The 12,329-nt window shown below is 66.3% G+C and carries 10 protein-coding genes; 6 read left to right on the top strand and 4 right to left on the bottom strand.

Features of this window, described 5'->3' with window-relative positions:
- The 3 genes from AYR66_RS15755 to AYR66_RS15765 all read right to left on the bottom strand — a co-directional run.
- On the bottom strand, positions 1–824 hold an 824-nt coding region (locus AYR66_RS15755; protein ID WP_206047192.1), incomplete at its 3' end, for a C45 family autoproteolytic acyltransferase/hydrolase.
- 15 nt (positions 825–839) lie between these two features.
- Positions 840–1,763: a universal stress protein gene (locus AYR66_RS15760; protein ID WP_088708292.1), complete on the bottom strand. Its 924-nt coding sequence runs from the start codon at positions 1,761–1,763 to the stop codon at positions 840–842.
- Positions 1,760–2,188 carry a GreA/GreB family elongation factor gene (locus AYR66_RS15765; RefSeq protein WP_088708293.1) on the bottom strand — a complete coding sequence of 143 codons (429 nt, stop codon included), beginning with the start codon at positions 2,186–2,188 and terminating at the stop codon, positions 1,760–1,762. Before AYR66_RS15765 ends, AYR66_RS15760 begins: the two co-directional genes overlap by 4 nt.
- Positions 2,189–2,678: 490 nt before the next feature.
- On the opposite strand from AYR66_RS15765, the gene AYR66_RS15770 reads away from it, so the two are divergent.
- The 6 genes from AYR66_RS15770 to AYR66_RS15795 are packed head-to-tail and all read left to right on the top strand — an operon-like array spanning position 2,679 to position 11,761.
- Positions 2,679–3,359 (top strand): cyclic di-GMP-binding domain-containing protein, MshE-related, encoded by a 681-nt coding sequence (locus tag AYR66_RS15770; RefSeq protein WP_088709843.1) that lies wholly within the window; start codon positions 2,679–2,681, stop codon positions 3,357–3,359.
- A 56-nt stretch (positions 3,360–3,415) separates the two neighbouring features.
- Entirely contained in the window at positions 3,416–4,453 is a 1,038-nt protein-coding gene (locus tag AYR66_RS15775) for an RNA methyltransferase (RefSeq protein WP_088708294.1), read from the top strand.
- A 26-nt stretch (positions 4,454–4,479) separates the two neighbouring features.
- Positions 4,480–4,884: a hypothetical protein gene (locus AYR66_RS15780; RefSeq protein WP_088708295.1), complete on the top strand. Its 405-nt coding sequence runs from the start codon at positions 4,480–4,482 to the stop codon at positions 4,882–4,884.
- Positions 4,885–4,939: 55 nt separating this feature from the next.
- Entirely contained in the window at positions 4,940–8,395 is a 3,456-nt protein-coding gene (locus AYR66_RS15785; RefSeq protein WP_088708296.1) for a PAS domain S-box protein, read from the top strand.
- Complete coding sequence (locus AYR66_RS15790; protein WP_088708297.1) at positions 8,388–8,822, top strand: response regulator; 435 nt, start codon at positions 8,388–8,390, stop codon at positions 8,820–8,822. The genes AYR66_RS15785 and AYR66_RS15790 overlap by 8 nt, the downstream gene beginning before the upstream one ends.
- A gap of 14 nt (positions 8,823–8,836) precedes the next feature.
- The gene (locus AYR66_RS15795; protein ID WP_088708298.1) at positions 8,837–11,761 is read left to right on the top strand and encodes an EAL domain-containing protein; all 2,925 of its coding nucleotides are present in this window, start codon (positions 8,837–8,839) and stop codon (positions 11,759–11,761) included.
- Here AYR66_RS15795 and AYR66_RS15800 read toward each other — a convergent pair.
- A partial coding sequence (locus AYR66_RS15800; RefSeq protein WP_088709844.1) for an FABP family protein occupies positions 11,718–12,329 on the bottom strand: 612 nt, incomplete at its 5' end. The two genes, AYR66_RS15795 and AYR66_RS15800, sit on opposite strands and share 44 nt — an antisense overlap.

Below are 12,329 nucleotides of genomic sequence, written 5' to 3' on the forward strand. Positions count from 1 at the left end.
GATTCGAGCAAGGCAAGGATGTCGCGCTCGGTGGGGTGTGACGGCATGCATTCCATCAGTTCGCTCATCGCGCGATAACGCCTGAGCGAAGCCGCTGTCACGCCGTCGTCGCCCGACTTTCCCGCACGATGGTTTGCCGACCAGTATTTATTCGGGATCGGCGCCAGCTCGCAGCCCGATGGCGTGGCGGCAATACCGATCATGATGAACTCCTGGGTCGACGCCAGCACGTAATGCGCCGAACCGAAGCGCGCGCTATCCATCACGGTATCGATCGCTTCCGGCAGCGAGCCGGCGTCGAGCACCGCGCGCGCAATGAGGAAGCTCGGCAGGCCGGCGCCTGTCTCTTCGCCGGCGAGATGGTCGACCACCTGCACCACGCCCGCGCGGTTGGCGCCAAAGCTTGCGCCGGGAAGGCATCCCGGCACGTACAGGCTGAGGAAACCCGGCCTGCCCTCGGGGGCGACATCAATCAATGTGCAGTGCGCCGCCAGCGCCGGACCCAGCCGCAATGCATTGAGGATGAGGCCGTAGCCGAGCCGGTTGACGGCGACGGTGCCACTCTCGGCGTGGCCCGGTGCGAGATCGAGGCGGCAATTCCAGAGCAGCACGTCGCGCATGTCCAGCGCCATTCCGGCGCTGATGCCGCGCAGCTCGTCCCAATAACCGGGGAAGCTATCGCGTATGCGTTCCATGCAGGGCATTACACGCTTGCCGCGCAGTTCCCGCGTGGCAGCGGCAACCAGGCCTCGGGCCGGCCTTCCCAGCCGGCCCAGCGCTTCGCCGATTTCGAACGGCGTGCCGCCGATGGCGATACGTTCCATGGCATTCCTTTCTTGTCAGGCCGCGGGACGCAGCTCGGGTTCAATGCACTGCTGTCCCGCGGTGACGAGCAGGTCGCAGCCGCCGGCATCGACAAGGCGTTGCGTCACGCTCCCCAGCAGGAATTCGGCGAAACGCGACTTGCCGTGCTTGCCGAGCGCAATCAGGTCGGCATTCGACTGCCGCGCCTGTGCGCCGATGACCACGGCCGGCTTGCCGTGCTGGATGACGCGCGAGATCAACTGCTTGCGCGGATCGAGGCTGTCGATCAACTGGTTGAGCCGCACCCGCGCCGCCTCGCGCGCCCGCATCCGCAGGTTGTGGACCACGTCGAGCGACACGCCGGCTTCCATCATCATGTCTTCATCGGTGACGCGGAAGGCGTGCAGGAAGGTGATGTGTGCCGATGGCGCGATGGCGAGCGCGACACGCGCCGCTTCCACCGACTCTTCCGAAAAGTCGATGGCGACGATCACGCTGCGGTAGGCGTCGGCCGGTTCCGCATTCACCAGCAGCACCGGGCGGTCCGCCATGCGGATCAGTTCGTCATTCCCCTGCGTGGCGAACATGTCGGCGAGGAAGCGTTTCCCCTGCGCCGGGACGACGATCAGGTCGGCGCCGATTTCCCGCGCGCGCTCGACGATCGCCTGGGGCGGGCTGCCTTCGCGCAGGGTGCGCACGCAGGACGGTCCGTCTTCGCGGCCGAGCAGCGGCCGCAATCCTTCCTGCCGCTCGAGCATCGCCCACGCGTCGTCCTCGTGCACCGCCACGGCTTCGGCGAGCACGGCCGGCATGCGCATGCCCATCCGCGTCTTCTGCAAGGCCATCAGTTCGAGCAGGCCGGCCTTGAGCTGCACGCTCAGCATCGCAGCGCGGTTCTCGGCGCGGCGCGCGTCTTCCGAGTAGTTGGTCGCGACCAGGATCTTTCCGATGCGGCTCATGCGAACCTCCGTTCGGCGATGCGTTCCGCGGCGAGGCCGGGAGGCGTGACGGCGACGATTTCCACATGCCGCAGCTTGTCAAAGGGCAGGCGGACTTCCGCGATGCAGCCGACCGGCCGACCGAGCAGCGCCATCGCGAGCGGCGCGAGGATGGAGACGCGGGCCAGCGTGTCGTTGGCCTCCTGCGGACATACGATGACGACGGTGCCCACGCGGCCCATCTCGATGTCGCGGTACACGACTTCCGAATTGAGCGCGACGCAGTCATCACGCCGCACATTTTCGGGCAGCAGGATGGCCGTGCCGATCAGCTCGATCAGCTGTTCGGCAAAGTTGATCCTGACATCCCGCATGCGCAACATGTGCTCCGCGAGACGGCTGAGGATGGCCGCATCTTCCTGCGACAGGTAACGTTCGATTTTCATTGGCAAAAGCTCCCCCGCGGCCATGGCGTGAAGCGCATGGCCGGAACATGGACGCGACATGACCGCGCACGCGGCGCGACATGCCATTCAGGAATCAGTGGAGTGGGTGGCTCGGAAGGTCGGGGGAGAACCGCAGCGGTTCTCCCGGGCGCCTACCGAGCCCAGGAGAGCCGGGCGTGGTCTCGAGCGGACAATTGCGCGCGACGAACGCGGATCGCGCATTCGTTCGGCAAACGGCACTGAAGACGGGAGGAAGCGAAATTTGCGGACACGGGCACCCCGCCCCTGTTCGGGGAGGAACAACTGCGCAGCGGATGCATGCGGGTGGTGTTCACTGTGCGGAATGTGTGGTGTCGGTATCAGGCCGAGTATATACGCCCAGTTATTTTCGTCAACTCGCAGGAAATCGCTTGACCCGGCGAGCCACGCGCGCTTGCGCTGCGGCCTGGCAAGTAAGATGGATGCATCGTCCGCACACGAGGTGACGCCCATGGCACTCCGCGAAGAAAAACTCCTGCTCGGCCAGCTGCTGGTCCGGCAAAAGCTGATTTCGGAAGAACAGCTGGCCGCGGCGATCGCGCACCAGAAGGAAACCGGAAAACGACTCGGCGACATTCTCGCGGGCTGGAACCTGCTCAGCCAGGAACACATCCAGCGCGCCGTGCGCAAGCAGCGCGAACTGCGCGTGCTTGCCGCATTCGCCACCGCGCTGCTGGCGCCGCTGGAAGCGCTGGCCGCCGCGCCCGTGCCGCCGCCGGAAAGCGTGCAGGTGGCCGCGCAGGAAAGCGCATTGCGCGCGCTGTCCGACGATGACCTCGACACCGTCTCCGCCGCCGGCCTGCCGGACTCCATCCGCCAGCACCTGGTCGCCACACAGTCGAAGGACGGCGGCGTGGACCACCTGCGCAAGCTGGCGACCATCGTCAATCCGCTCCTCGATTTCCTCGACGCGGAAACCACGGTGCGCGGCGTCACCTACGACCCGGCGCATGCGAAGGCGGTGGTCAATCCCGACGGCTCGATCACGCTGAGCATGCCGAGTTCGATCGACGAAATCTCGTTCGAGCATATCCGCGTCAAGGGCGACCGCAGCGGCGCCAGCTTCGGCAGCATCAGCCTGAAAAACATCGACCTCACCGGCACCACCATCACGCTCTCGGCGCGGAAGTAAAATAGCGGACCAGATTCACAAACCGGCCGGCTTTCCGCCGCGCCGGCCTCCGCCTTATGCAGATCGATTCCCTCCGCCAGCGCCTGCGCGCGCTCGGCGCCCTCCCCGTCCATGAGCAGCGCGTGCTGCGCGACTGGATCCAGGCCCGTCCGTGGGATCGCGGCCGGCGCCGGCCGAAGGATTTCCTGCCGCAATCGCTGCGCGACGCGCTGCCCCTTGTCGAGGAAGAGTTGCAGGGCATCGCGCGCCTGCTGTCGTCGCATCCGGTGGACGGCGATCCGGACTCGGCGCGGCTGCTGGTCGGCCTGCAGGACGGCCAGACGGTGGAAAGCGTGCTGCTGCCGCGCGGCGGCTTGTGCGTATCGAGCCAGGTCGGCTGCGCGGTAGGTTGTCAATTCTGCATGACCGGGCGCGACGGACTGCTGCGCCAGTTGACCAGCGGCGAGATCATCGCCCAGGTGGCACTGGCGCGCCGCCAGCGTGCGGTGAAGAAAGTCGTGTTCATGGGCATGGGCGAACCGGCGCACAACCTGAACAATGTGATGGAAGCGATCGAGCTGCTCGGCACCGAAGGCAACCTCGGCCACAAGAACCTGGTGTTTTCGACAGTCGGCGACCCGCGCGTGTTCGAGCGCCTGCCGCAGGGGCCGGTGAAGCCGGCGCTGGCGCTGTCGCTGCATACGACCAAGGCTGACCTGCGCGAAAAACTGTTGCCGCGCGCGCCGCGGCTGACGCCGCGCGAACTGGTCGAACTGGGTGAAGACTACGCGCGCGCCACCGCCTATCCGGTGCAATACCAGTGGACGCTGCTGGACGGCATCAACGATGGCGAGGATGAAATCGAAGGCATCGTCGCGCTGTTCAAGGGCAAGTATGGCGTACTCAACATCATTCCCTACAACAGCGTTCCCGACCTTGCGTTCCGCCGGCCGGAAACCGAACGCTGCCGCGAAATGATCCGCATCCTGCACCGGCGCGGCGTGCTCGCCAAGCTGCGCGATTCCGCCGCCCAGGAAGTCGACGGCGGCTGCGGCCAGCTGCGCGCCAGGGCGCTGGCGGAAGGCAAGGCGGCGATTCCCATCGTTCCGGCCTGACAATATCCATTCACACCACCCATCCCATGGACAGCACCGACGACCAAGAGCAGCAAGCTCCCCGCCCCTGGATCCACCTGAAGACCACCTACGACGTCGAAGCTTGGATCGACAACTACAACCGCGACCTGCAGCGCACGATCGACAAGAAGAACCCCGCCGGCTACGGCATCTGTTTCACGCTTGAAGCAGGCGGCGACATCTACCTGCACACCACGCCGGAAGGGGAGGTCCTGCTCGACATAACATCCGAGGCCGAGTGGGTGGCGCCGCTGATCACCGCGGCGACGCATGTGCCGCCACCGGGGTCGCAGGTCTGGTCCCTTCCGCCAGAAACGCTGACCCAGCTGGTGATGGGACTGAGCCCGCTGATCGGATCGACACAACTGGTCCGGGAGCATGACTTCCGCATCAGGAAGCGTCTATACTGAGCGGGCAGGAGGCGTTTAACAACGACAACAACCCCACGGGAGATGGGTACCGCAGATGCCGAATGTCGCATCGTTTCGCCAATCGATTGCCGCACGGCTGGTTCTCCTCGTCGCCGTCGTGGCCGCGCCCCTGGTGGGCGTGCAGTTCTACAATGCCTTCGCCGAGGCGGAGTCCGCCCGGGTCGAAGCGCTGGAGCAATCCGCCCTCGCCGCGCAAACCGTGCTCGGCCGCATCGAGCAGCAGGTTCGCACCATTGATTCACTGCTGCTCGCGCTGGCGACCACCATGCCCCTCGACAACCGCGACATCGACCACGGCAATGCGACGCTGCGCCGTATCAAGGCCGGGCTGCCGGATTACATCGGCAGCATTTCCCTCATCGAAACCAACGGCACCATGCTCTACTCGGCGGAACCCGAGCCGCCTGCCTACGGCACGATCAACGTATCCGACCGCAACTATTTCAAGGAGGCCATTGCCGGCAACACACTCGCCGTCGGCCGGCCGATCGTCTCGCGCACTTCCGGCAAATGGATCGTGGTGTTTGCGCGCGCCATACGCGACGAGCCAGGGAGCCCGGTGCGCGGCGTGGTCACCATGTCCATCCTGCTCGAACATTTCCAGGATGATTTCACCAAGGTTCCGCTGCCGCGCGGCACGCTGATTTCCGTGGTCGACAACAACGGCATCGTGGTGGCGCGCTCCATCCGTCCCGAGCAGTGGATAGGCAAGGACCTGTCCGGCGTGCCGGAAGTACAGAAGTCCCTGCAGGTGCGCAGCAGCGTGCGGGAACTGACGACCGTCGACCATGTGGACCGCATGGCCGCGACCGTCATGTCCGAGCGCCTGCCGTGGCTGGTGCTGGTCGGCATCCCGGCAGATGCATCGCTGGCGTCGAGCCGCGCCCACCTGCGATCGGTGATCCTGCTCACCGCCATCATCACCCTGCTCACGGTCGGCATCGCGGCCTGGCTGTCGCGCGGCATTGCCGCCCCGCTGCGCCGCCTCGCGCATGACGCCGCCAAGCTGGCCGGCGGCGAACTCGGGCACCGCTCGACCGTCACCGCCAGCGGCGAGGTCGGCGCGCTGGCGGCGAACTTCAACGTGATGGCGCAGGAACTGGAACGGCGCAACGAAAACCTGCGGGCCACCTTCGAGCAGGCGGCGGTCGGCCTGGCGCGCGTCGCCGCCGACGGCGGCTGGCTGCAGGTCAACCAGCGCCTGTGCGACATGCTCGGCATGGATCAACACGCATTGCTTGCGCGTCCCCTGCACAGCCTGGTGTGCGCCGAAGACGCCGGCAAGGACAGCGACTCCGCGCGCCTGCTGCGTGACGGCGACATTCCCACCTATGCGGTCGAGCAGCGCCTGCTGCGCGCCGATGGCGGCTGCATCTGGGCCAACCTCACCGTCTCGCCGGTGAGGGTGAGCGGCGAACCGGACCACCTGCTCTACGTCATCGAGGACATCGACGAGCGCAAGAAGAGCGAAGCGCTGGTCGCGGGGCAGAAGCAGGTGCTGGAGATGATCGCGCGCGGCGCCGAACTGTCCGACACGCTCGATACGCTGCTGCGCGCCATCGAGGCGCAGGCTCCCGGCATGCTGTGCTCCATCCTGCTGCTCGACGCCGACGGCGTGCACCTGCATCATGGCAGCGGCCCCAGCCTGCCGGAAGAATATCGCCTGGCCATCGACGGTGAGCCGATCGGCGCCGCGGCCGGCTCCTGCGGCACCGCGGCCTGGCGCCGGCAGCCAGTCTACGTCGAGGACATCGCTACCGATCCGCTGTGGGCAAACTATCGCGCGCATGCGTTGCGGCACGGCCTGCGTGCCTGCTGGTCAACGCCGATCTTCGACGCGGGGCACCGGCTCCTCGGCACTTTCGCGATCTACTACAACACGCCCTGCCTGCCCGGCCGCCGCCACAAGGAATTGATCGAGGTCGCCACGCAGACCGCGGCCATCGCGATCTCGCGCCTGGAAACGGAAAAGGCATTGCGCAACGAACGCGCGTTGCTCGAACAGGTCACGCGCTGCAGCCCGATCGGCATCTTCGCGATGCGTATGGACGGCAGCTTCAGCCTTATCAACCAGGCGGCGCTGGATATCGTCGGCGAGACGCGCGACACCATCATGCGCCGCGCCTACTACTCGCCCGAATGGCGGATCGCCGATGTGGCCGGCCATCCGCTGCAGCCGGAGCAATTCCCGTTTGCCCGCGTGAAGCTGAGCGGCGAAGCGCTGTTCGACGGCGAATATTCCATGCTGCGCCCGGACGGACGGCGCGTGCAGCTGTCGGTCAATGCCGCGCCGCTGCGCAACACGCAGGGCATGATGGAGGGCGTAGTGTTCGCGATGCAGGACATCACCGAGCGCCGCCGCGTACTGGAAACGCTGCGCGCCTCCGAGGAAAAATTCGCCGTGGCCTTCCGCGCCAGCCCGGACGCGATCATCATCAGCGACCTAGACGACGGCCGTTTCATCGACATCAACGAGGCCGGGTTGCGCCTGACCGGCTACGCGCGCGAGGAACTGATCGGGCGACGCGCGGACGAGTTCACCTTCTTCGAGAATCCCGAGGACCGCGCGCGCATGGCCAGGGCGGTACGCGAACGCGGCAGCATCGGCGGCATGGAAGCAGCCTTCCGCACACGCCAGGGCACGAGCCGCATCGGGCTGGTGGCAGGAGAACGCATCGAGCTGGACGGCCGGGCGCATGTCCTGAGCGTGATCCGCGACATCACCGAACAGAAATGCGCCGAGCAGGAAATCCTCAAGCTCAATGCCGAACTGGAACTGCGCGTGATGGAACGCACCGCCCAGCTGGCCGCCGCCAACAAGGAACTCGAGGCATTTTCCTACTCTGTCTCGCATGATCTGAAGGCGCCGCTGCGCGGCATCGACGGCTACAGCCAGCTGCTCGAAGAAACCGCCTCCACGCGCCTCGACGAAGAGGCGCGCCTGTTCCTGCGCAACATCCGCGGCGGCGTGGCGCAGATGAATGCACTGATCGCCGACCTGCTCGCCTATGCGCGCATGGAGCGGCGTAACCTGGACAATGCGGTGATCGATCTGCGCACCTGCGTCGATGCCGTGCTGCAGTCCTACCGCAACGCACCGCAGAATGCCGGCATTGTGCTGCGCTGCGAGCTGCCGCCGCTCGCCGTGCGCGGCGACCGTGACGGCCTGGCCATCATCCTGCGCAACCTGCTGGACAACGCGATCAAGTTCAGCCGCAATGCGCCGGCGCCCGCCATCGAGGCCGGCGCACGCGAGGACAACGGCAAGGTGGTGCTGTGGGTGCGCGACAACGGCATCGGCTTCGACATGAAATTCCATGAGCGCATTTTCGATATCTTCAGCCGCCTGCACCGTCCCGAAGACTATCCGGGCACCGGCGTCGGGCTGGCGCTGGTGCGCAAGGCTGCGCAACGCATGGGAGGCAAGGTCTGGGCCGAGAGCGCGCCCGGGCAGGGCGCCACCTTTTACCTGGAGCTGATGCATGGCTAGCACGACCGCTTATCCACGTCCCGTCCTGCTGGTGGAGGACAATCCGGTCGACCTCGACCTGACCCTGCGCGCCTTCGCGCGACATTCGCTGCTCAACCCGATCGAGGTGGCGCGCGACGGCGAGGAGGCGCTGTCCTGGATCAACCGCTGGGAGGCGGGCGAGGCGCTGCCGCTGCTGATCCTGCTCGACCTCAAGCTGCCGCGCGTGGATGGCCTCGACGTGCTGGCGCAATGGAAGAAGCACGCGGTGAGCCGATCGATCCCGGTCGTCGTGCTCAGCTCCTCCGCCGAAGACCGGGACATCCAGAGCGCGTACCACCTGGGCGCCAACTCCTATATCGTGAAGCCGGTCGCCTTCGACCGCTTTCTCGAGGTGGCCGCCCAGATCGAGCTGTACTGGTGCGCGCTGAACGAACCACCGCAGTAATGCAGGAGAGGCAAATGACCGCCGATCTGCCGAAAAGGATCCTTTATCTCGAAGACAACGCGATGGACGCGGACCTGGTGCGCCGCGGCCTCGCGCGCCAGGCGCCGGACATGGTGGTGGACGTCGTCTCCACCGTGTCAGAAGCGCGCAGCAAGCTCGACGAGATGCATTCCAGCTACGAGCTGCTCCTGTCCGACCTCAACCTGCCCGACGGCAGCGGCCTGGAACTGCTGGCTCATGTCCGCGAGCGCAACCTGCCGCTGGCTGTCGTCATCCTCACCGGATCGGGCGACCAGGAAGCCGCGATCGCGGCACTCAAGGCCGGCGCCGACGACTATGTGGTCAAGCGCGCCGACTATGGCGTGCGCCTGGTCCACACCCTGGCCGCCGCCCTCGCCCGCTTCCGCTCGGAGCAGGCTGGCAAGACGCGTCTGCTGCGTGTGCTATATGCCGAACACAACCGCTTCGACATCGACCTGACGCGCCGTCACTTCGCGCGGCACGCGCCACAGGTGCGGCTGCACGTTGTCAATGACGGCAACGAAGTGCTGGACGCGCTGCCGCCGGAACATGCGTCCGATCCTCCCTTCGATGTCGTGCTGCTGGACTACCAGCTCTCCGGCATCAATGCGCTGGAAGCGGTCAAGACGCTGCGCGACGAGCGCGGCTACGACCTGCCCGTGGTGCTGGTCACCGGCCAGGGCAGCGAAGACGTCGTGGCCGAGGCGTTGCGCCTGGGCGTGGCCGACTATGTGATGAAGCATGAAGGCTACCTCGCCGAACTCCCCGCCATCCTCGAGCATGCGTTCCGCCAGGCGCAACTCGCGCGCGAACAGGCCAAGCTGCGCACCGCGTCCGAACGCCTGCGCCACCTGCTGTCGGCCAACCCGACCATCCTCTACTCGCTGAAGGTGGAAGGCACGCGCTTCACTCCCGTATGGATCAGCGACAACGTCACACGCGTGGTCGGCTACACGCCGGAAGAATGCCTCGATCCGGGCTGGTGGCTCGCCGGCCTGCACCCGGATGACCGCGAGCGCGTGCTCGCCGACCACAAGCGGCTGTTCACCGGACACAGCTTGACCCACGAGTACCGCTTCCTCGACAAGTCCGGCGCGGTGCGCTGGGTGCGCGACGACATGCGTCTGCTGCTCGACGCCGCGGGCGCGCCCTGCGAAGTGGTCGGCAGCTGGAACGACATCACCTCCAGCCGCGAAGCCAGCGAGCACCAGCGGCTTCAGGCGGCGGCGCTCACCAGCAGCCGCGACGCGGTCATGATCACCGACCTCGATGCACGCATCCTGTCGGTCAATCCCGCTTTCACTGAAATCACCGGCTATACCGAAGCCGAGGCCGCGGGCCACCGCGCCAGCCTGCTGCGCTCCGGCCGCCAGGACCGCGCCTTCTTCGAAGCGATGTGGGACAGCCTGCGCCGGTACGGCCAGTGGCAGGGCGAGATCTGGAACAGGCGCAAGAATGCCGAGGTCTATCCGCAATGGATGACGATCACCACCGTGCGTGATGCGAGCGGCACGCCCACCCACTATGTTGCCGTAGGAACCGACCTGACCCTGCTGCGCCGCACCGAGGAACAGCGCGAACACCTTGCCAACTACGACCCGCTCACCGGCCTGCCCAACCGCGTGCTCCTCGGCTCGCTGCTGCAACACGCGCTGGAAAAGGCGCAACGCCAGCACGCGCAGGTGGCGGTGCTGTTCCTCAACCTCGACAAGTTCAAGACCGTCAACGACAGCCTCGGGCACGCGTCCGGCGACAGCCTGCTGCTGGGTGTGACCGGCAGGCTCAACCAGCGGCTCGGCGGCCGCCACCTGCTCGGGCGATTGAGCGCGGACGAATTCGTGGTGGTGATGGAAACGGTGCGCGACCCGTCCGACGCCGAGGCGCTGGCTGTCGAGCTGCTGGTGGCGCTGGATGCGCCGTTTTCACTGGATGGCGCGTCCGAGGTCTACGCGCGCACCAGCATCGGCGTCAGCCTCTATCCGCAGGACGGCCTGTCGTCGCACGACCTGCTGCACCGCGCCGACGCCGCCGTGCACCGCGCCAAGGAACGCGGCGGCAATCAGATCGCGTTCTATACCAGCGACCTCAGCCAGCGCGCCCGCATGCAGCTCGATATCGACGCCGGCCTGCGCCGCGCGCTGCAGCAGGGCGAGTTTGTCATCCATTACCAGCCCAAGGCGGACCTGCACAGCGGATGCATCACCGGCGCCGAAGGCCTGCTGCGCTGGATGCGGCCCGGACAGGGCATGATGCCGCCCGTCGAATTCATTCCACTGGCGGAGAAGAACGGACTGATCATCCCGATCGGCGCCTGGGTGGTCGACGAAGCCTGCCGGCAGATCCGCGCCTGGCAGGACGCCGGCCTGGGCTGGATGAACATTGCCGTCAATGTCTCGGCGCGCCAGTTCCACGACGAAGAGCTGGAGCGCGTGGTCGCGGCGGCGCTGCAACGGCATGGCGTGCCGGCGCGGCTGCTGACGCTGGAACTGACGGAAAGCATGCTCATCGAACGCCCCGACGAGACCATCGAACGCCTGCAGCGGCTGAAGCACATCGGCCTCCAGCTCTCGCTCGACGATTTCGGCACCGGCTACTCCAGCCTCGCCTACCTCAGCCGCTTCCCGCTCGACCAGATCAAGATCGACCGCTCATTCGTGGTCGACATGGTCACCAACGAAACCTCCGCGACGATCGCCAACTCGGTGGTCGACCTTGCGCATCGCATGCGGTTGAAAGTGGTGGCGGAAGGGGTGGAGACGCGGGAACAGCTGGATTACCTGTGCGGCAATGGCTGCGACGAGGTGCAAGGGTTTTACTTCAGCCGGCCGGTGCCGGCTGAAGAGTTCGAGCGGATGCTGCGGGAAGGAAAACGGCTCAGCGCGCCAGCGGATTCGGTGTCGGTTCAGCGATCTTGCTGAGCAGGTTGCGGTCGGTGTGGTGGAAGGGTTCGTCGCGGCCGCGGATCATCATCACCGTATCTTCATCGTAGGCCCAGGTGCCGTCGGCATTGACGGTGACCTTGATGCGGTATTCGACGGTGTGGAATGCGTAATCGAGGAAGGGGTTGGAGCGGATGCCGAAGTTCTCCGACTCGCGCCGCGCGACCAGCTCGAACTCTTTCGCATCCGCGCTCGCCGTGCCCGATGCCATCGCGATCTGCCCGCGCGGAATCGCCAGTGTCTGGATGATGGTGCCGGTGGCCGGTTCCCACAGCCAGTAGCCGACCTGGTCATGGTAGGTCTTCACCTGGTCCGGCTTGGTCACATGCGTGTGGTAGCGCAAGCCGTAGAACAATTGCGGCCCGTTGGTCACGGGATCGATCGGCTGCAGTTCCATGCGCTCGACAAAGGCCTGCTTGCGCGGGCCGTCCGCCTTCGGCTTCACGTCCAGACCGCGCGTACCTTGCCAGACACCGGCCAGCGCGCGCAGCGGGCCGAGGTTGGCGAGGGTATCGACGTCGAGATTGGCGGGTTCGGTGTAGATGTC

The sequence above is a fragment of the Noviherbaspirillum denitrificans genome (genome assembly GCF_002211445.1).
GTDB lineage: Bacteria > Pseudomonadota > Gammaproteobacteria > Burkholderiales > Burkholderiaceae_D > Noviherbaspirillum > Noviherbaspirillum denitrificans.